A 19,824-nucleotide genomic window follows, 5' to 3' on the forward strand; every position below is an offset into this window, starting at 1 on the left:
TTTGATGTTAATTTTGAAAGAAGTAATTTATTTTGTATGTTTAGATACCAAAAAGCTACCAAAAATTTTCCATCTATACGATTTATTTTATACAATCTTTCTGTGATATAATAGTTAGTAATAACTAATTACTTTGTAATATAGGGGGATTTAATGGGTTTAACTAAAGGTCAAGTAGCAAATTTTCTAAATGATGAGATTCTCTTTAGATTCTCTATTTCTAACGATTTTATAATTAATTTTAGCGAAGAAAAAGAAATTTTTACATTTAACGAGCTTGAAGGAATTATAAACAGTAACTTTACCTATTGGAGTTCGATTAATGATAAAGCTCCCAACAGTTTTTTGTCAAATTGGCAAAATTTGAAAGATAAGTTTAATGAGGTAAAAGATTATATTTTCAATCTTGAAGAATTAAATATAGACAACATAAATTTCTACATTTACAACAATCTATCAAGTAATTCTGAATATGGAGAACAAGGTGAGAAGGTATACATATTATCGATAGCTTCTCCTATTGATAGAGATTCTGAAATTCGTAAAATAAAAAGTTTTGTTTCTTTCTATACTCAACAGTCTCAAAACAATCTTGTTGAAGCTATAAAAAGTTATATATATCTTTCTAAGAATCCAAGTTACATTGGTAGTTATTTTTCAAACCCTTATGAGGATAAATTTTATCCAGCCCTATTTCTACTTAGAAAAAACTTTTCAAACATTAAAGAGAATATCTCTGATTTTGAAACAAATATAGTCGCTCCTATAACAGACAAGTTAAGAGATATTTCAGTTCAATCCGATAAACAGTATAGAGAAATTACGTCGTTCACAGAAGATAAACATAATGAAATTCAGAAACAGTTTGATAAAAAAGCTTCTGAATTTGCTGAATTTCAAAAATCTCTTAACGAATGGCAAGAAGAAAAGCAAAACAATCTGAACGACTTGGAGGAAACCTATAAAAACAAGCTTTCTTTAGAAGCTCCGGAGCAACTTTGGAATGAGCGTGCTATAGAACATAAAAGACGAGCTACAATATGGACATGCTTACTTATTGCTGTAGTCTTAATTTTAATATTTGCATTAAGATTCTTAGTTATCGCTGTCCATGATTATTCTGTAAATACTATCAAAAAAGACCTTCCATTTATATCTGAGTCGTTTATACTTATTTCAGTTATTTCATTTTTTATCTATATTATTAGAGTATTGATAAAAATCGTTATGTCAAATCATCATTTAGCCACCGAATATAAACAAAAAGCTGCTTTGACAAGATTCTATCAAGCTCTTACCAAAGCCGGAACTAACATTGATAAAGATGAACGATTAATTATTATTAACTCATTATTTGGTAAAGTTGAAACAGGACTAGTAAAGACAGATACCTCAAATGATAGTGATGCAATTTTAGCTATTTTATCAAAGAATATAAACTGAAATAACTAATTCCCTAAATATCTAATTACAAGAATACATTTTAAATAAAAAAGAATGCTGATATTTCAACATTCTTTTTTTGCCAATTGATAAAACTGATATCTTTTTTCTATTATTTTCCAAGCGTTTTATAAATCCTTTTGAGTAAGTCCTCCATGAACTGCACCCCAAAATCCCTATTTTAAAGGGATTTTTCATATTTTCCCACTAGTTTTCTAGGAGGTTGCTTTGTATTCTGTGGTGGGACTGTGGCCTAGGTAGGTATAAATCCGTGTCAGTGGAGATTGGGGATGGGTGGAGACTCGAAAGTGAAAGTAGTGGTCACGGTGGTCGCGACTCTGGGTATGGTGGAGTCTGAAGTAGTTGCGCTGACCTGTCGACATGGATCTCAGCAGGTCATCTTCTAAAAAGACCAAGGGGGTCGCAGTCGTTGCCAATCGGTAAAAATCATGCTCGAACTGCTGGTAATTGTCTGAAAAATAATCGAATTGGAGTTCGTGTTTATTCAGGGCTGGTTTCATAGCTATAATCTCCTGGTTCAATAGAAAAAATAGTCGAAAGAAGGAGAGAGTGGTAGTGCTGGCCATTTTTAATGAGGACTTCGGAAGGGCTTAAGGTATAGACCTGACCGCAGTAGACGGCGACTTGATTGTCCTGGAGGGTAGAGAGGGAGAGGTGAGTCTCTTGCTGATAAGCCTGCTCGAGGAGGTGACGGATTTCTTGATTTGAGAGGAGGCGAAGCTCTTCGAGAGAGAGCTGGTTTGTTTGTAAGGCTGTCGAATGCTCAGAGAGGAAGAAGCCGGCCCACTTGGCCATGCCCCGGTCTTGGAAGTCGCGTGCCGACTGATAGGGGAGATAAGAACGATCAATCATGCTAAGCCATCTAAACCTCCTGCAGAGTGGCCTCCGGTCAGTTTGCTTCGAGCCAGAGCGCGCGAATTTTCTAATAGGGCAGATCCCTTCTGTAGAGAAGCAAAGCCAAATCGGTTACGGATGTGGTCAATGGTCTCTTGGAGAGTTTCTTCTCTTTGGGTTTGCACAGGATCATCAAATAGGGAGATCAGCTGGAAGCTCTCTTCTACGAGCTTCCCATAAAAGACTCCGATCTGCCGGATAGCTCCTCCCTGGTAGTGGGAGCGAAAGAGCTGGATGACTTCCTTGGCTAATTGAGCGGTAGAGTTGGTCGGCTCGATCTTTCGCTGGCAGTGGATGGAGGGGAGCTGTTCCTGCTTGGAGTAGCTGACGTGGATGGAGACCAATTGTGTCTTTTTCTTTTCTCGACGTAAGCGGATAGCAACTTGCTCAGCCATCTCTCGAAAGACTAGTTCAATATCGCTTTGGCAGTGGTAGTCACGGGGAAGGATTTGCGAATTTCCTAGACCGTGAGACTTTGGCCGATAGGGACGATGGACATTGCTTTCATCAATCCCATGGGCATGAAACCAGAGCTGAACGCCCATGACTCCAAATTCTTTTTTGAGATAGTCTGGATTGGCCTGGGCCAGCTCATAGATGGAGTGAATGCCGAGCTTGTTCAGGCGTTTTTCTGTTCGATGGCCAATCCCCCAGAAATCAGTTAGTTTTTTTATCTGCCAGACACGACTGGGGACGTCTTCGTAAGACCAGTTAGCCCGCATGGTTTTCTGGTGCTTGGCTTCGTTGTCTAGAGCCAATTTGGCCAGGAGCGGATTGGCATTGCTCATCCCGACAGTAGCATAGATCCCAGTTTGCTGCCAAATACGCTTTTGGATCCGAGCAGAAAGGAGATCTAGCTTGGAGCGTCGGTCTAGCTGAGGATCAGGAATAAAGTAGTTGAGAGAGCTGGTCAAATCGATAAATCCCTCATCGATAGAATAGGGGTAGATATCATCTGGAGCCGCAAATTCTTGAAAGACTTGCTGAATTTCCATATTGACATGGATATAGGCATTCATGCGAGGGGGCACGATAAAGGTGCGCTTGGCCCAACTTTCGATATAGTGGACAAAGGCTGGATCTGTAGGTAGACCTTGCTTACGGGCCAGGTAGTAATTGAATTTCCTAGTCTTGAGATCAAAGGGCAGATCGTAGCTACGCCCGACATTTTTCTTTCCAAAGACCTGCTTAAAAACGGGGGAACTGGCTAAGATGAGGCCAGCAGAATTGTCGCTCCGACTCATGACACAAAGAGAAGTCGTCAAGGGATTGAGGCCGAGGCGGACACACTCACAACTGGCATAGAAACTTTTCATATCCACAAAAGCAATATCAGACCTTGGCTCACGTGAATAATCAAAAAGCATGTCTAGACCTCCAGAGGGAGGAAGTGGCCGACCACGATACCGACAATTTTTGGTTCATCTTCGTAGGGAGCAAAGAGGTCATCATAGGCTGGGTTGATAGACTCTAGGCGGAGGCCCTCCTCTTCCCGATAGACTTTTTTGATATAGGTCTTCCCGTTCCACATAAGGGCGTAGACCGCTCCATCATAGTCAAATCCAGTCTGTTTCATCAAGGCAACAGAACCGTTTGGATAGCTTGGTTCCATCGAATCACCAGAGACCCAAGAGGCAAAGTCGTGTTGGATCTCTTGGTCAAAATAAACGGTCTCGTAGTCGGTCTCATTGTCATAAAAGGTATGACCATGTCCGGCTGCCAAGTCGATAGAGAGGACACGGTAAGGGACCAAAGAGACCACCTTCTCTTGCTCTGCTAAGAGTTGGCTAGCCAAAAGATCGACCTTTTTCTGATGGGGCGGGGTTAATAAAGGGTAGGTGAAAAGCGCTGAGGTCTTGTCGACAAAGTAGTCCTCTTTAACGGAGAGGCGCTTGGCCAACCTCCTGAGATTTTTATCGTGTGGCTCTGCTAAGCCATTCTCCCAACTAGAGTAGGTCTTGCGACTAATCTCTAAGGATTCGTAGACCTGGGCTTGGGTTAGGCCGAGCTCCAGTCGCCGGTCTTTTAATTTTTTTGCATCAAACATCTGTATTCTCCTGTGTAACGTTTTAAAAGTTACATATAGTATAACAAAAATAAATTCGGACTTCAAGAGAAAAGTGAGAGGATTTTTCTTTGGTAACGAAAGGGATTTGGTTCAGCAAATCTCAGATTGGAGAGTGTGGGTGTTTTTGTATCTTTTATCCAAATTTTGATATAATAATCTCTATGAAGATTGTATCAGGTACCTATGGAGGGCGTCCTCTTAAGACGCTCGAAGGAAAGACAACAAGGCCCACTTCAGATAAGGTGAGAGGGGCTATGTTTAATATGATCGGTCCTTATTTTGATGGGGGTCGGGTCTTGGATTTATATGCTGGCTCAGGCGGTCTGTCCATCGAGGCGGTGTCTCGGGGGATGGAGCAGGCTGTCTTGGTCGAGAAAGACCGCAGAGCCCAAGGGATCATTGCTAGCAATATCCAAATGACCAAGGAAAGCCACAAGTTTCAATTGCTGAAGATGGAGGCTCACCAAGCTCTCAATCAATTGCAGGGGACCTTTGATCTTATTTTCCTGGATCCTCCCTATGCAAAAGAGCAGATTGTAGCCGATATTGAGGCCCTGGCTGAACGTGGTTTACTTGGAGAAGAGGTCATGGTCGTCTGTGAGACGGACAAGGCAGTAGACTTGCCTGAGGAGATTGCTTGTCTAGGAATCTGGAAAGAAAAAATCTACGGAATTAGTAAGGTGACGGTTTATGTCAGATAAAATCGGATTATTTACAGGTTCATTTGACCCAATGACCTTGGGACACTTGGATTTGATAGAGCGGGCTAGTCGCTTGTTTGATCACTTGTATGTCGGCATCTTCTTTAATCATGAGAAGAAGGGCTATTTTACCATTGAGCAAAGGGAAACCATGGTGACAGAAGCAGTGGCTCATTTGCCCAATGTAAGAGTTATCACCGCAGAGGCAGAGTTGGCAGTAGAGGTGGCTAGACGGTATGGGGTGACCAGTTTGGTCCGAGGCCTGCGAAATAGCCAGGACTTCCTCTATGAAAGCAATATGGACTACTTCAATCACCAGCTGGCTCCAGAGCTTGAGACCATCTACCTCTGTGCCCAGCCCCAGTACCAGGCCTTGAGCTCGACGAGAATCCGCGAGTTGCTGACCTTCCAGCAGGACGTCAGTGTCTATGTCCCAGAGAGTGTTATAAAGGAGATGAAATAAAACGAATGAAAGAATTTGAGAAACCAAGGGCTCAGCTACCAGAAAGCCCATTTGAACCTGTGCGCAAAAAAGATAGCGTGTGGAGAACCTATCGTTGGCCGATGATTGGGACCTTGCTTCTGATTTTGGCCTTGCTAGCTTTCTTTGTTCCCCTGCCTTACTATCTGGAAATGCCCGGGAGTTCGGAAGATATTCGCCAAGTCATGCGTGTCAACCAGAAAAATGATGAAGCATCCGGTTCGTATGATTTTGTCACTGTTGCCGTCAAGCAAGCGACCTTCTCGGATATAGTCTATGCTTGGGTGACTCCTTTTACAGATATCTACTCTGAAAAAGAAATGACAGGTGGCAGTTCCAGTGAGGAATTTTTCCGGATCAATCAATTTTATATGGAAACCTCTCAAAATACTGCTAAGTATCAAGGATTGAAAACGGCTGGGAAAGAGACAGAGATGGAATTCTTAGGTGTCTATGTCATGCAAGTGGCAGAAGACTCTACCTTTAAAGGCGTTCTAAATATTGCGGACACGGTTACGGCTGTGAATGACAAGACCTTCAAGAGCTCAAAAGAGCTCATCGAGTATGTTGGTTCCCAAAAAATCGGGGACAAGGTCTCAGTGACCTACACAGAAGATGGTCAGACCAAGACAGCTGAAGGAAAGATTATTAAGTTGGTCAATGGCAAGAATGGGATTGGGATTAGCTTGATTGACCGGACAGAAGTGAAGAGTGACGTGCCAATCGAGTTTGCGACAGCTGGCATCGGTGGTCCAAGTGCCGGGATGATGTTTAGTTTGTCCATCTATACCCAAGTAGCGGATCCAGACCTTCGTCAGGGACGCCATATCGCGGGGACAGGGACCATTAACCATGATGGGACTGTCGGAGATATCGGTGGAGTGGATAAAAAAGTCGTAGCAGCAGATCGCGCTGGTGCTGAAATCTTCTTTGCCCCTGATAATCCGGTGACAGAGGAAGTTAAAAAGAACAATCCGAATGCCAAGAGCAACTACGACGAAGCGGTAGAAACAGCTAAGAAAATTAAAACCAAGATGAAAATTGTTCCTGTCAAAACCTTGCAGGATGCCATTGACTATTTGAAAAAGAATTAAAGTAGCTTGTTTGACAAATTTCGTACTTGAACGTATGACATCGTGTTAGCAGAGGGGAACATTCACCTTCTAATTAAATTCAAGTTTTTGCTTATCAATCTCTCTATTTTTAGAGGGATTTTTTCTTTATACTGGTGTCAGAAAGAAAGGGAGGTAGTGAAATGATTCAAACCAGTTTGTTTTCCATTTCAGTATTCTTAGCGGGAGTTCTATCCTTTTTCTCCCCGTGTATTTTGCCACTGATGCCAGTCTATGTAGGGATTCTATTGGATTCTGAGCATGAAAAAACGGTGCGTATTTTTGGAAGAGACATTTCTTGGTATGGCCTGGTGAAGACTCTTTGTTTTATCGCAGGTCTATCAACTGTTTTCCTGATTCTAGGATACGGTGCAGGGGCCCTTGGCCAGGTGCTTTATGCTCCCTGGTTCCGTTACCTACTAGGAGGGATTGTCATCTTATTGGGAATCCATCAGATGGGCCTCATCAATCTTCAGCAACTCCAAAAACAAAAGAGTATCCAACTGAAGAAGGACGAAAAACGCAACGAATTCTTCAATGCCTTTCTAATTGGAGTGACCTTTAGTTTTGGGTGGACTCCTTGTGTCGGACCTGTATTGAGCTCCGTTTTAGCGATTGCGGCTTCTGGAGGAAATGGTGCTCTACAAGGAGCGCTCTTAATGCTGGTTTACACCTTGGGCTTAGCTCTTCCCTTCCTACTCTTGGCCCTGGCTTCAGGCTGGGTCTTGCAACGCTTTGCCAAACTCAAGCCTCATATGGGGACCTTGAAAAAAATCGGTGGTGCTCTCATCGTCTTGATGGGCATCTTGCTCATGCTGGGTAATCTCAACAGCCTAGCATCCCTGTTTCACTAATCTTGAATGATTAAAGGAGAAAAATCATGAAAAAAATTCTTGCACTTACTATTGCTACCCTTAGCATCGTCACTTTAGCAGCTTGTTCTGGAAAAAAATCTGATTCAGATATGAAAAAAACGGACGATAGTAGTATGATGAAGAAGGACGATATGAAGGATTCGTCCATGTCCGATGATAAAATGAAAAAAGACGATATGAAAGATTCATCTATGATGTCTGACAGCAGTTCTGAAATGAAAGACGACATGAAAGAAGATAAGATGAAATCGAGCGATTCAGAGATGAAGGACGACATGAGTGACTCATCTGACATGAAATCAGACCAATAAAGGACAATAGGAAGAGGAGGTCGTCTGCTTGGGCGACTTTCTCCCAATTTAGAGAGGAGGAAGACATGAAAAAAATAGCCTTAATAGCGACAGGACTTTTCTGTGTTGGATTGTTAGGGGCCTGCTCCGCCCAGGGGATGGAGTCATCCAATAAAAGCGAGACTAAGCAGACAGCCAAAACGGGAGATTCAGAGCAAGCTGGCAAGAAGGTTCTGGATTTTAGCCTGCAAGGAGTAGACGGCAAGACCTACCGCTTATCAGATTACAAAGGGAAGAAAGTCTATCTCAAGTTTTGGGCTTCCTGGTGCTCAATCTGTCTTTCAACATTAGGTGACACAAATGATTTAGCAAAGGCAGAGGAGGGGAAAGATTATGTAGTTCTAACTGTTGTCGCTCCGACATTTAATGGGGAAAAATCAGCCGATGACTTTAAAAATTGGTACCAGGCTTTGGACTACAAAGATTTCCCAGTCTTGATGGATAGTAAGGGCGACTTGCTCAAAGAGTACGGGATTCGCTCTTATCCATCTGCTCTCTTTATTGCGAGCGATGGAACTCTCGCCAAGACCCATATCGGCTATATGAGTAAGGAAGACATCGTCCAGACTCTAAAAGAAATGAAGTAAGGAGGACATAAAATGGAAACAAAATGGAAACTCATTTCCGTTCTTTTAGTGGGCCTGCTTTGTTTTGGACTCTTTTTCCTTATCAAAGGATCCATGGCCTTGGATACATCAGATGCGACGACTGAGCAGATCAAAAAAGCGTCCATGAGTCAGACACCAGTAGCAAACAAAAAGAAGGAAGAAAAAGTCAATCCAGAAGACCAACGAGAAATCTATCTAGCTGGTGGCTGCTTCTGGGGTGTGGAAGAGTATTTTTCCCGTGTTCCAGGCGTCATTGATGCCGAATCAGGTTATGCCAATGGAAAAGGGGATACTACCAAGTATGAACTGGTCAACCAAACAGGGCATGCCGAAACGGTACACATCACCTATAATGTCAAGAAGGTTTCCTTGAAAGAACTGCTTCTACACTATTTCCGGATTATTGATCCAACATCAAAAAACCGTCAGGGAAATGATCAGGGAAGTCAATATCGGACAGGAGTTTATTACACCGATCAAGCAGATTTGCCAACCATAAACCAAGTATTTGAAGAAGTGGCAAAGAAATATGATAAGCCTTTGGCTGTAGAAAAAGAAGAACTTGCTAATTATATCAAGGCGGAAGACTACCATCAGGACTATCTACAGAAACATCCGAATGGCTATTGTCACATTGATGTGAATCAAGCTTCTTATCCGGTTATTGACGCTAGTCGTTATCCAAAACCAAATGATGAAGAGATCAAGAAGAAGTTATCGCCCGAAGAATATGCAGTGACGCAAGAGAATGATACAGAGCGTGCTTTTTCTAACCGCTATTGGGATAAGTTTGAAGCGGGCATCTATGTGGATGTCGTAACAGGAGAGCCCCTCTTTTCCTCAAAAGATAAATTTGATTCTGGTTGTGGTTGGCCAAGCTTTAGCCGGCCGATCAGTCCCGATGTGGCAACCTACAAGGAAGATAAGAGTTTCAATATGACTCGGACAGAGGTTCGGAGTCGAGTAGGAAATTCCCATCTAGGCCACGTCTTTACGGATGGACCTAAGGAAAAAGGTGGCCTTCGCTACTGCATCAATAGTTTGTCAATTAAATTCATTCCTAAAGCAGAGATGGCAGAAAAGGGCTACGGCTATTTGTTGGACTATGTCTGAGACTTTTTGCGACCTACTTTGATATAATGAGTATAACAAGGATAAGTAGGTGAAACACATGTATTCAATCATGATTGTAGAAGACGAAGAGCTGGTTCGGCAGGGACTTACTTCTCTAGTGAATTATGAACAGTTTGGGATGAAGGTCATTGACCAAGCGGAAAATGGGCGAATAGCTTGGGAAAAATTTCAAGCACAACCGGCTGATCTTCTCTTAACTGATATTAATATGCCACAGTTGAATGGCTTAGATTTGGCCCAACTAGTCCGAGAGAAAGCTCCGTCCTGCCATATCATCTTTCTAACAGGCTATGATGATTTTGAGTTTGCTCAGAAAGCCATTCGACTCGGAGCAGATGACTATCTCCTCAAGCCCTTTTCAAAAACAGATATTGAAGAGATGCTGGGGAAAGTTAAGAATAAGCTAGACGAGGAAGGAAAGAAAGCCCAGGTTGAAACCTTGGTGGATCAGGGGCATTCGACAGAATTGGAAGAGGCTATTCATTCCCGCTTAGCGGATTCCCAATTAACCCTCAAGGACTTGGCTCTTCAACTGGGTTTTAGTCCCTCTTATCTGAGCGTCCTAATCAAGAAAAAATTGGGCCTCCCTTTTCAAGAATACTTGATCCAAGAACGGATGAAGAAGGCCAAACTTTTACTCTTGACGACTGATCTCAAGATTTATGAAATTGCAGCCCAGGTTGGCTTTGAAGATATGAACTATTTTTCTCAACGCTTTAAACAAGTAGTCGGTGTAACCCCAAGACAATACAAAAAAGGAGAGTATGAATGAAACGATACCCTTTGCTGATTCAGCTGATTGTTTATGTATTTGTCTTCATTCTCTTGCTCTTGGGTTTAGTCGGTAGTCTATACTATCAAACTAGCTCAGCAACCATTGGCCAACTGACAGAGCGAACAACCCGCAATAGTATCGACCAGAGTAGTCAGTTTATCACCTCCTATCTGAAAAAATTGAAGCAGACCACCTCGATCCTCAGTAAAGAAGAGACCGTTCGTCAGTTTGCTCAAGACAAGGAGGAGAGCCCAGAAGCCGTTCAAAGTCTGATGCGAACCATTATTGAGACAGACCCAGATCTGGTTTCGGCTGTCTTAGTAACTAAGGATGGACGCCTTGTTGCTACGGATTCTCAAATTAGCATGCAGACCTCATCGGATATGATGAACGAAAGCTGGTATCAGGAGGCTATCAAGAAGAGGGCCATTCCTGTCTTGACGCCAGCCCGGAAGGAATCTTTGTCTTCAGAGAAGGACAAGTGGGTGATTTCTATCACCCAGGAAGTGGTGGATGCTTCTGGTCAAAATCTAGGAGTTTTGCGCCTAGATATTGGCTATCAGAGCCTAGAAGCTTATCTGGATCATCTCCAACTGGGCAAAAAAGGCTTTAGTTTCATCATCAATCAGAAGCATGAATTTGTCTACCATCCTAAAAAGACAGTCTATTCTTCTAGTCAGGAAATGCAGGCCATGCAACCCTATATTGCTGTCAAGGATGGCTATGCCCAAAAGGGACAGAACTTTGTCTATCAAATTGCTATACCAGAGAGTGATTGGACCTTAATTGGAGTGGCTTCTCTGGAAGGTCTCCAGATGCTTCAGTCGCAAATGCTCTATTCCTTTATAGGTTTAGGAGCTCTCGTCCTCATCATGTGCTGGCTGGGAATCTGGTTCATTCTGCGCTTGTGGATTAAACCCCTACAAGATTTACAGGCCGTCATTCTGAAAATAGGAGCTGGTGATTCCCACTTGCGGGCGACTACCAAAGGATCGCCTGAATTGGTAGATCTTGCTCAAGCCTTCAACCGTATGTTGGATCAAATTGAAAACCTTATGCAATTGGTTAAAGAAGAGGAACAAAATGCACGACGCTATGAACTGCGAGCTCTTGCAGCCCAAATTAATCCTCATTTCCTCTATAACACCTTGGATACCATTGTCTGGATGGCTGAGTTTAATGATGGTCAGCGGGTGGTTGACCTGACCAAGTCCCTAGCCAAATATTTTCGCCTTGCTCTCAATCAAGGACAAGAACAAATTAGGCTTCAGGATGAAATAGACCATGTGCGCCAGTATCTCTTCATTCAGAAACAACGCTATGGGGATAAGTTGAATTATGAAATTTTAGAAGAGGGGACGTTGGGAGATTATCAGCTTCCTAAACTGGTCCTACAACCCTTAGTGGAAAATGCCATCTATCACGGCATCAAGGAGATGGATCGGCCGGGCGTGATACGAGTCACTTCGGAAATTAGAGAAGAACAAGTGGTCCTGACGATTTACGATAATGGACGAGGCTTTGCTTTGTCTGAGTCGACAGACCAAACTCTTCTTCGACTAGGAGGCGTTGGTTTGAAAAATGTGGATCAACGCTTGCGGTTACAGTTTGGGGCTAGCTATCATATGGAGATTGATTCTAAGGCTAATAGCTATACGAAAATCACTCTTTATTTACCCCTCACATCACGAGATGAACATTCATAGGAGAGTGGGACAGAAATCGGTTATTCGTTAGAATTCGATTTCGTCGTCCCACCTCCGCACAGTTGAGTAGGGGTGTAAAAGCTGATGAAATCAGCGTAGTAGACCCCACTCAACCACTGCGTCTTGCTCGACAATCCAAAGATAATTGAGAGGCTAGGACTTTTGTCCCAGCCTCCTTCTTATTTTCCGTTTGAGTAAGCTTTGAAAAAGCCTATTTTTTCTGATGAGACAGGAAGAAGAGGTAAATTAAATCGTCAGACTTTTTACAGAATCTCTCTTTTCCGTTGAAATTCTATCTAAAGCTAGGGATTTATGATAAAATAAAGTGTTACAACTAAAGGTATGAATAAAGGAAGGCTATGCGCAAAGAAATATCCCCTGAATTATTTAATTATAATAAATATCCTGGACCGGAATTTCGTCTGGTCGGCAATCAAGTGCTAGCAGAACAATTGACATTTGAGCTGGTTGAGAACCAAAATGAAGCCTTTGATGCGACGGTCTTTGGTCAGCGTTTTTCAGAGGTTTTAACCAAATTTGATTATATTGTCGGTGATTGGAGCAATGAACAGTTGCGTCTACGTGGCTTCTATAAAGATGATCGTCCGGTCACAGATGCAGAGAAAATTAGCCGCCTGGAAGATTATTTATTAGAATACTGTAGCTATGGCTGTGCTTATTTTGTCCTAGAAAATGCAGAACCCCGTCGAGCATCCTTTGACAAGAAATCTTCTCCAAAACAACAGGAAGAGGGCAACCGTTCTGCTAAGCGTGGCGGTCGTCAAAATCGCCGAAATCGTTCTAAAAATCAGCAACGAGAACGTGAACAAGAGCAAAAACAAAAGACTTCTCAACCAAAGAAAAAGAACCGTCAGCGGTCTAGAAAAAAAGATGCACAGGGTGGGCAAGAACGCCACTTTGTCATCCGTCAAAAGTAAAGAGAGAAAAGAGATAAGATGAAACCTTCAATTTATGGCCTGACTCGACAAGAACTGATCGAGTGGGCAGAAGAACATGGTGAAAAGAAATTCCGAGCAACCCAAATCTGGGAATGGCTCTATCGGAAACGTGTCCAGTCATTTGAAGAAATGACCAACCTATCTAAGAGCTTGATCGAAACATTGAATGATCAGTTCGTGATCAATCCTTTGAAACAACGGATTGTGCAAGAATCAGCAGATGGAACTGTCAAATACCTTTTTGAATTGCCAGATGGCATGTTGATCGAGACAGTTTTGATGCGCCAACATTATGGCTTGTCAGTCTGTGTCACCACTCAGGTAGGATGCAACATCGGCTGTACCTTCTGTGCATCTGGTTTGATCAAGAAGCAACGCGACTTGAACAGTGGGGAAATCGTTGCCCAAATCATGCTAGTTCAAAAGTACTTTGACGAGCGTGGTCAAGATGAACGCGTCAGCCACATCGTTGTGATGGGAATTGGTGAGCCCTTTGATAACTACAAGAATGTCTTGAGCTTTGTCCGTACGGTCAATGATGACAAGGGACTAGCTATTGGTGCCCGCCACATTACCGTCTCAACTTCTGGCTTGGCTCATAAGATTCGTGATTTTGCTAATGAAGGGGTTCAGGTCAACTTGGCGGTATCACTTCATGCTCCAAATAATGACTTGCGTTCCAGCATCATGAAAATCAACCGCGCTTTCCCAATCGAGAAATTATTTGCGGCTATTGAGTACTATATTGAAACGACCAACCGCCGGGTAACCTTCGAGTACATCATGCTTAATGAAGTCAATGATGGTGTCGAACAAGCCTTAGAATTGGCAGAACTCCTTAAAAAGATCAAGAAGTTATCTTATGTAAACTTGATTCCTTACAACCCAGTTAGTGAGCATGATCAGTATAGCCGGAGTCCAAGAGAGCGCGTGATGGCCTTTTATGACACCTTGAAGAAAAACGGAGTCAACTGCGTGGTTCGTCAAGAGCATGGTACGGATATTGATGCTGCTTGTGGCCAATTGCGTTCCAATACGATGAAGAGAGACCGGGAGAAAGCCATTGTTGAACAAGTTCAACCGTAACAACGGGCTGATAGAACAAGGTCAATTAACAAATAAAGGAAGACAACTGCTACTAGGTGGCAGTTTCTTCTATTTTGTCTTGCTCTGTCTCATGTGTTTTCTCCCCCAACGGCCTGAACCAGGAATGGAAACACCTGGTATCCAACATTTTGGGCGAGTAGTCGTATTGCTGGTTCCCTTTAATTCCCTCATCAACCTAGCTCAAGTGACCAGCCTGGTCCAGCTGATCAAGGTGTTTGTACAAAATATAGCCAACATCTTTCTCTTATTCCCTTTGGTCTTTCAGCTGCTTTGGCTCTGGCCTTGGCTAGGCACTCGGAAACGCGTCCTTTGCTTTAGTCTAGGGATGAGTTTATGGATCGAGCTCAGTCAGATTGTCCTAGACCTCTTGTTTGATTTCAATCGGGTATTTGAGATAGATGATCTGTGGACCAATACCCTGGGAGGCTACCTAGCCTATCTGTGTTTTAAATGGCTGCAAGCTTCTATGAGTAAGGACAAGCCATCTTAGTTTGGTCCAAAATCCGAACGATTGAAGACGATTTCAAATTTTGGGTTGACAAACGATAGGTAGGAAGCTATAATAGCTTCAAGACATCAGAAAAGTAGAGATTTTTCTCACTTCCAGGGAGCTTGTGGTCATTGTGAACAAGCAGTGGTGGATCTTGAAATGGGCTGATGCGTTTATGATGATGAATTTGAAACAATAAAAATTCGGTGAGCACACCTTATCGTGCAGCCTGTTGCTAGACAGGTCAGAGATGTAGGAGAAAGTATGTTTTCCTACAATTGAGGTGGCACCGCGGTATCGAATCGTCCTCACACAGATTTTTCTGTGTGAGGTTTTTTGTATCTCAAAAGGACCCTGTGAGACTGCAGCTCAAAGGACCAGAGAGAGAAAAAGATCATAAACAGAATTGAAGATATAGAAAAGAGGACACAATCATGACAGAAACAAAAGGCTATTTCGGACAATTTGGTGGGTCTTTCGTACCAGAACCTATTCAAAACTTGCTCGATCAATTAGAGGCAACCTTTGAACAGTACAAAAATGACCCAGAATTTATCGCAGAATACAAGCATTATCTGAAAGATTATTCTGGACGGGAAACACCGCTCTACTTTGCGGAAAGTTTGACAGAGCATTTAGGTGGGGCGAAAATTTATTTGAAGCGCGAAGACTTGAATCACCTAGGTTCGCATAAATTGAATAACGTCTTGGGGCAAATCCTCTTGGCTAAGCGTATGGGCAAAACCCGCGTGATTGCTGAAACAGGAGCCGGTCAACATGGTGTGGCTACAGCAGCTGCGGCAGCTAAGTTTGGCATGGCCTGTGATGTCTACATGGGGGCAGAAGATGTTGAGCGCCAACGTCTCAATGTCTTCCGCATGGAAATGATGGGGGCAACAGTTCATGCCGTTGAAACAGGTACGAAGACCTTGAAAGATGCTGTTGATGCTGCTTTTGGAGCATGGATGGCGGATCTAGATGCTTTTTATGTCTTAGGTTCTGCTGTTGGCCCTCACCCTTATCCAACCATTGTGCATGAATTCCAAAAAGTCATCAGTGAAGAATCGAAACGTCAAATCTTGGAAAAAGAAGGTCGTTTACCGGACTATGTCATTGCCTGTGTCGGTGGTGGATCCAATGCCATTGGTGCCTTCTCCCAATATGTGGGCGATGAGGAAGTCAAATTGGTCGGTGTTGAAGCTGCTGGACATGGCTTGGATACAGACCAGCACGCAGCAACCATGACCAAGGGGACTGTTGGTGTTGTCGATGGGATGAAGACCTATGCTGTTTTTGGTGAAGATGGAAAAGTAGCACCAGTGTACTCGATCTCTGCCGGTTTGGACTACCCAGGGGTTGGACCGGAACATGCCTTCTTTAAAGATTCTGGTCGTGTCGAATATGTGGCAGCGACAGATGATGAAGCCGTTCAAGCCCTTCTTCTTCTCAGTAAGACAGAAGGAATCCTCCCAGCTATTGAGAGTTCACATGCCATTGCAGAAGCCGTTAAACGTGCTCCACAATTGGACAAAGATAAGATTATCATCATCAATGTTTCTGGACGTGGGGATAAGGACGTGGCTGCGATTGCCGATTATCTAGAAGCCAAAGCTACAAAATAAGAAATCTTATCTGCTAAAAATTGTAAAAAACAGTAAAGCCTGATAACTCAGAAAAAGACAGGGAACAAAAGGAATCCGGTCTTTTTCTTTTTTTAAGAGGAAGACCAGGAGACCAATGAGGGAAGCCCCTTGCATGACGAGGAGGACTTGGACAGCTGAGAGGGTCAAAGAAAAAGTAGCTAGTAAGAGAAAGTCCCCTGCTCCAATGCCGATGGAGTAAACAGCTGACAGGACTCCTAAGAAGAGAAAGACTCCCATCAAGAGGGTAGGGCTGGTGAAAAACAGGCAAAGAGCGTGGAGCACCAGCCAGAGGAGAAGCGGATACTCCATGGAGCGCAAATCGTAGATGGCCAAAACACAACTACCAAGCAGAACGAAAAGATGAGAAATAGGAAGAAGGCCCTGATAGCACAGCAAAAAAAGGAGGCCAGACCAGGCTTCAAAGAGAGCATACCAATAAGGAAGCGGGCTCTGGCAATAGCGACAACGGAATCGAAAGAGGACTTGTGAGAGGATAGGAATCAGGTCCAGAGGTCTCAAGGTCTGTTGGCAATGGTCGCAATGGCTTCTTGGACGAATGATGGAGCTTTCTGGAAAGCGGTCGATGACGAGTCCTAAAAAGGAGGCAATACAGGAACCGACTGTAAAAAAATAAAAGTTGATCATACTTATAGTATTCGTAAAAAAGATGACTAATAACGATTAGAAATGAAACAATTTTCTAACTTTTCTTATTTAAGCATTTTCTCTTGCATTTCTTAATTAGAAGGATTATAATATAACTAAATTAGAATAATTCTAAAAAGGAGAATTTATTTATGACAACAATCAAAAAAGAAGCAGCAAAAGATGTAGCAACATTTGCAACCATCAGTGAAGTAAGCAAGAGTTTAACCGATACAAAAGCGGTTTTGAATCAAGTGGTGGCAGACCTTTATGTCGCTCATATTGCCTTGCACCAAGTACATTGGTATATGCGTGGTCGTGGCTTCCTCGTATGGCATCCAAAAATGGATGAATACATGGAAAGCTTGGATGCGACTCTTGATGAAGTGAGTGAACGCTTGATTACCTTGGGTGGTGCCCCATATGCTAGCATGGTTGAGTTCTTGGAACACAGCAATATCCAAGAAGAAAAAGGTTCATTTGAACGCTCTATGGAAGAAAATTTGGGACGTGTCCTTTCTATCTTCCGCTATTTGGTAAGTCTTTATCAAAAAGCCTTGGATATCACAGACGCTGAAGGAGATGATGTGACCAACGATATCTTTGTCGGTGCAAAAGCTGAATTGGAAAAACATATCTGGATGATTGCCGCTGAATTAGGTCAAGCACCAGGTTTGTAATCTGAAAAGAAACAAACGAGCCTTCCTTGATGGGGAGGCTCGTTTTTGCTCGACAGTGATTTTTCCTGTAAATAAAACAGGGACCATCTTGAAAATACTTGAAAGATTTGATAGAATAAGCACATGAAAACCCTGTACGATGTTCAACAATTTCTGAAAAAATTTGGAATCATCATTTATGTCGGAAAACGGCTTTACGACATCGAATTGATGAAGATTGAATTGAAAAGAATCTATGACGCTGGGCTGATGGAAAAGCTAGATTATCTAGAAGCAGAAGCTGTCTTACGCAGAGAACACGCACAGGAATTACGTTATTTAGAAGAGGATAAAGAAAAGTGAGTTTAGTAAATATTTTAGTATGGTTGATTGTTTTAGCAATGTTCGGCTGGATGGGTTACAATTACTTCCGTATCCGTCGTGCTGCAAAAATTGTGGACAATGTAGAGTTTGAAGAATTGATCCGCAAAGGCCAATTAGTAGACTTGCGTGAACCGAATGAGTTCCACGCTAAGCATATTTTAGGGGCTCGGAACATTCCATCCAACCAATTGAAAGTGAGCTTGGCGGCTCTTCGAAAGGATAAACCAGTCTTGCTTTATGAGAACAGTCGTGGTTCCCGTGTGACCAATGCGGCCCTCTTCTTGAAAAAACAAGGCTATAAAGATATCTATATCTTGTCCTACGGTTTGGATTCATGGGATGGAAAGGTAAAGACTAGTTAAGATCAAGGAAAATGTTGCTAAAGATGCTTGATGTATCATAATAAAATGATATTAATTTTAAGGAGTTTCTAGAAATTGCAAGAAAAGAACAATGCCTCATTTGTTTTGGGTATCATATCTATCATAGTTGCCTTTATATTTCCATTGATCAGTATTATTTTTGGTGTTTTTGGTTTGGGCTCGGCTATTTTAAATCAAAAAGAGTCTGGACTAGACTATACGACAGAAATAATGCTCTCTATTGTAGGGATTGTGCTTTCTGTAATTTTCTGTCTCGTGTTTATCTCACAACTTTCGGGGATTAATTAAAAAAAAGAGAGTGGGACAGAAATCGGTCATTCGTTAGAATTCGATTTCGTCGTCCCGCCTCCGCACAGTTGAGTAGGACTGTAAAAGCTGATGAAATCAGCGTAGTAGAGCCCACTCAACCATTGCGTCTTGCTCGACAATCCAAAGACAATTGAGAGGCTAGGACTTTTGTCCCAGCCTCTTTTTTGTTTTGTCAACTGTTTTCTAAATAGTTTTTAATAGTCTGTAATTCATCTTGGTTCAAAGAGCGGTATTGACCCTCTGCTAGCTCCGAATCTAATGTAAAATCCCCAAACTGAACTCGTTTTAGAGCAGTGACCTTGACACCGACTGAGAGGAACATTTTTTTCACCTGATGGAATTTCCCTTCAGACAGGGTGACTAGTGCTCGGCTTTCTTTGGGACTGGAGGTAAGGATTTCGAGTTTGGCAGGCTTACACCTGGTCCCATCTAAAAAAGTGATCCCTTCTTGAAAACGATTGATATGAGCGGGTTCGAGAGGGCCATTAACTGTTACTGCGTATTCTTTTTCAATATGGTATCGAGGGTGAAGGAGTTGGAAACCTAGCGGTCCATTGTCTGTGAGTAAGAGAAGACCGGTGGTATCCCGATCTAGCCGGCCGATAGGATAGGTATTGGGTGTTCGATCTTCTGCTCGAAGGAGGTCCAGCACTGTAGGATGCTGGGCATCCTTGGTAGCCGTCACCAGCCCTTGGGGCTTGTGGAGAAGAAAATAATGATGGGAACAGTCGGTAAGGACCCGATTTTTCCAGCGAACCTCTTGGAGACCTGTATCGACATTTTGGGATAATTTTGTTGCAGCAAGCCCGTCGACTAGAATCTGCCTTTTAGCCAGGCTCTGTTTGATTTCCTTACGAGGAATTTGGTAGTGGGCCAGTAATTGATCTAATCTCATAAAAAACAGGATAGCATGAAATGAAGAGAATCACAAGTATTCGGAAAAAGGGTGAAGAAAAGAGATTGAAGACTTGAAAGATTTTCATGAATAGAGTGGTTAGGAGTGGGAATGAGAAAGAAGATTTTCGAAAGAAAGCATGAAAACATTTACACTTGTCAGAGTTATGCCATTTGCTTAAA

The 19,824-nt window shown here is 42.7% G+C and carries 24 protein-coding genes and 1 other annotated feature; of the genes, 18 read left to right on the forward strand and 6 right to left on the reverse strand.

Going from position 1 to position 19,824, the window contains the following annotated elements; genetic code table 11:
* Positions 1–153 precede the first annotated feature (153 nt).
* Positions 154–1,443, forward strand: coding sequence for a DUF6161 domain-containing protein (locus tag DW738_RS00095; protein WP_123160001.1), 1,290 nt, complete (start codon positions 154–156; stop codon positions 1,441–1,443).
* A 215-nt stretch (positions 1,444–1,658) separates the two neighbouring features.
* On the opposite strand, the gene DW738_RS00100 is transcribed toward DW738_RS00095, so the two are convergent.
* Genes DW738_RS00100 through DW738_RS00115 form a run of 4 tightly spaced genes read right to left on the reverse strand, consistent with a single transcriptional unit; the run spans position 1,659 to position 4,405 of the window.
* The gene (locus tag DW738_RS00100; RefSeq protein ID WP_123160002.1) at positions 1,659–1,964 is read right to left on the reverse strand and encodes a DUF5960 family protein; all 306 of its coding nucleotides are present in this window, start codon (positions 1,962–1,964) and stop codon (positions 1,659–1,661) included.
* Complete coding sequence (locus tag DW738_RS00105) at positions 1,945–2,316, reverse strand: hypothetical protein (protein WP_123160003.1); 372 nt, start codon at positions 2,314–2,316, stop codon at positions 1,945–1,947. The genes DW738_RS00100 and DW738_RS00105 overlap by 20 nt, the downstream gene beginning before the upstream one ends.
* Entirely contained in the window at positions 2,313–3,725 is a 1,413-nt protein-coding gene (locus DW738_RS00110) for a Y-family DNA polymerase (protein ID WP_123160004.1), read from the reverse strand. The genes DW738_RS00105 and DW738_RS00110 overlap by 4 nt, the downstream gene beginning before the upstream one ends.
* Before the next feature lie 2 nt (positions 3,726–3,727).
* Positions 3,728–4,405, reverse strand: coding sequence for an XRE family transcriptional regulator (locus DW738_RS00115; protein WP_061563659.1), 678 nt, complete (start codon positions 4,403–4,405; stop codon positions 3,728–3,730).
* Positions 4,406–4,587: 182 nt separating this feature from the next.
* Between DW738_RS00115 and rsmD the strand changes: the two genes are divergently transcribed.
* The 13 genes from rsmD to trpB all read left to right on the forward strand — a co-directional run bounded on the left by rsmD (position 4,588) and on the right by trpB (position 16,346).
* Entirely contained in the window at positions 4,588–5,127 is a 540-nt protein-coding gene (rsmD, locus tag DW738_RS00120; protein WP_048715851.1) for a 16S rRNA (guanine(966)-N(2))-methyltransferase RsmD, read from the forward strand.
* Positions 5,117–5,590 (forward strand): pantetheine-phosphate adenylyltransferase, encoded by a 474-nt coding sequence (gene coaD, locus DW738_RS00125; protein WP_123160005.1) that lies wholly within the window; start codon positions 5,117–5,119, stop codon positions 5,588–5,590. Before rsmD ends, coaD begins: the two co-directional genes overlap by 11 nt.
* Positions 5,591–5,667: 77 nt before the next feature.
* Entirely contained in the window at positions 5,668–6,702 is a 1,035-nt protein-coding gene (locus tag DW738_RS00130; protein WP_195563594.1) for a SepM family pheromone-processing serine protease, read from the forward strand.
* A 161-nt stretch (positions 6,703–6,863) separates the two neighbouring features.
* Positions 6,864–7,574, forward strand: a complete 711-nt coding sequence (gene ccdA2, locus DW738_RS00135; protein WP_123160007.1) for a thiol-disulfide oxidoreductase-associated membrane protein CcdA2 — start codon at positions 6,864–6,866, stop codon at positions 7,572–7,574.
* A 26-nt stretch (positions 7,575–7,600) separates the two neighbouring features.
* The gene (locus DW738_RS00140) at positions 7,601–7,906 is read left to right on the forward strand and encodes a hypothetical protein (protein ID WP_023026435.1); all 306 of its coding nucleotides are present in this window, start codon (positions 7,601–7,603) and stop codon (positions 7,904–7,906) included.
* Between the two features lie 65 nt (positions 7,907–7,971).
* Positions 7,972–8,532 carry a TlpA disulfide reductase family protein gene (locus tag DW738_RS00145; RefSeq protein ID WP_023026437.1) on the forward strand — a complete coding sequence of 187 codons (561 nt, stop codon included), beginning with the start codon at positions 7,972–7,974 and terminating at the stop codon, positions 8,530–8,532.
* Between the two features lie 12 nt (positions 8,533–8,544).
* Positions 8,545–9,666, forward strand: a complete 1,122-nt coding sequence (gene msrB, locus DW738_RS00150; RefSeq protein WP_023026439.1) for a peptide-methionine (R)-S-oxide reductase MsrB — start codon at positions 8,545–8,547, stop codon at positions 9,664–9,666.
* A 58-nt stretch (positions 9,667–9,724) separates the two neighbouring features.
* Positions 9,725–10,459, forward strand: coding sequence for a response regulator (locus DW738_RS00155; protein ID WP_123160008.1), 735 nt, complete (start codon positions 9,725–9,727; stop codon positions 10,457–10,459).
* Positions 10,456–12,168 carry a sensor histidine kinase gene (locus DW738_RS00160; protein ID WP_123160009.1) on the forward strand — a complete coding sequence of 571 codons (1,713 nt, stop codon included), beginning with the start codon at positions 10,456–10,458 and terminating at the stop codon, positions 12,166–12,168. The genes DW738_RS00155 and DW738_RS00160 overlap by 4 nt, the downstream gene beginning before the upstream one ends.
* A gap of 359 nt (positions 12,169–12,527) precedes the next feature.
* A complete protein-coding gene (locus DW738_RS00170; protein WP_123160010.1) occupies positions 12,528–13,106 on the forward strand; it encodes a YutD family protein in 579 nt (192 codons plus the stop codon).
* 18 nt (positions 13,107–13,124) lie between these two features.
* On the forward strand, positions 13,125–14,213 hold the full coding sequence (gene rlmN, locus DW738_RS00175) for a 23S rRNA (adenine(2503)-C(2))-methyltransferase RlmN (protein WP_023022438.1): 1,089 nt from the start codon (positions 13,125–13,127) through the stop codon (positions 14,211–14,213).
* Positions 14,191–14,724 (forward strand): VanZ family protein, encoded by a 534-nt coding sequence (locus tag DW738_RS00180; RefSeq protein ID WP_023022440.1) that lies wholly within the window; start codon positions 14,191–14,193, stop codon positions 14,722–14,724. Before rlmN ends, DW738_RS00180 begins: the two co-directional genes overlap by 23 nt.
* Before the next feature lie 77 nt (positions 14,725–14,801).
* Positions 14,802–15,037: a binding site (T-box leader), on the forward strand.
* Between the two features lie 121 nt (positions 15,038–15,158).
* Complete coding sequence (gene trpB / locus DW738_RS00185) at positions 15,159–16,346, forward strand: tryptophan synthase subunit beta (protein ID WP_123160011.1); 1,188 nt, start codon at positions 15,159–15,161, stop codon at positions 16,344–16,346.
* A gap of 6 nt (positions 16,347–16,352) precedes the next feature.
* Here trpB and DW738_RS00190 read toward each other — a convergent pair whose 3' ends face one another.
* Positions 16,353–17,012, reverse strand: a complete 660-nt coding sequence (locus tag DW738_RS00190; RefSeq protein ID WP_042507437.1) for an A24 family peptidase — start codon at positions 17,010–17,012, stop codon at positions 16,353–16,355.
* Positions 17,013–17,164: 152 nt separating this feature from the next.
* Between DW738_RS00190 and DW738_RS00195 the strand changes: the two genes are divergently transcribed.
* The 4 genes from DW738_RS00195 (at position 17,165) to DW738_RS00210 (ending at position 18,726) form a co-directional block, all read left to right on the forward strand.
* On the forward strand, positions 17,165–17,692 hold the full coding sequence (locus tag DW738_RS00195; protein WP_006596795.1) for a Dps family protein: 528 nt from the start codon (positions 17,165–17,167) through the stop codon (positions 17,690–17,692).
* 123 nt (positions 17,693–17,815) lie between these two features.
* Positions 17,816–18,034 (forward strand): YqgQ family protein, encoded by a 219-nt coding sequence (locus DW738_RS00200; RefSeq protein ID WP_023022447.1) that lies wholly within the window; start codon positions 17,816–17,818, stop codon positions 18,032–18,034.
* Positions 18,035–18,072: 38 nt separating this feature from the next.
* Positions 18,073–18,417: a rhodanese-like domain-containing protein gene (locus tag DW738_RS00205; RefSeq protein WP_123160501.1), complete on the forward strand. Its 345-nt coding sequence runs from the start codon at positions 18,073–18,075 to the stop codon at positions 18,415–18,417.
* 75 nt (positions 18,418–18,492) lie between these two features.
* Positions 18,493–18,726 carry a hypothetical protein gene (locus DW738_RS00210; protein WP_023022451.1) on the forward strand — a complete coding sequence of 78 codons (234 nt, stop codon included), beginning with the start codon at positions 18,493–18,495 and terminating at the stop codon, positions 18,724–18,726.
* A 193-nt stretch (positions 18,727–18,919) separates the two neighbouring features.
* Here DW738_RS00210 and DW738_RS00220 read toward each other — a convergent pair whose 3' ends face one another.
* On the reverse strand, positions 18,920–19,642 hold the full coding sequence (locus tag DW738_RS00220) for a 16S rRNA pseudouridine(516) synthase (RefSeq protein ID WP_123160012.1): 723 nt from the start codon (positions 19,640–19,642) through the stop codon (positions 18,920–18,922).
* Positions 19,643–19,824 lie beyond the last annotated feature (182 nt).

The organism is Streptococcus sp. AM28-20 (genome assembly GCF_003603595.1).
Lineage (GTDB): Bacteria > Bacillota > Bacilli > Lactobacillales > Streptococcaceae > Streptococcus > Streptococcus ilei.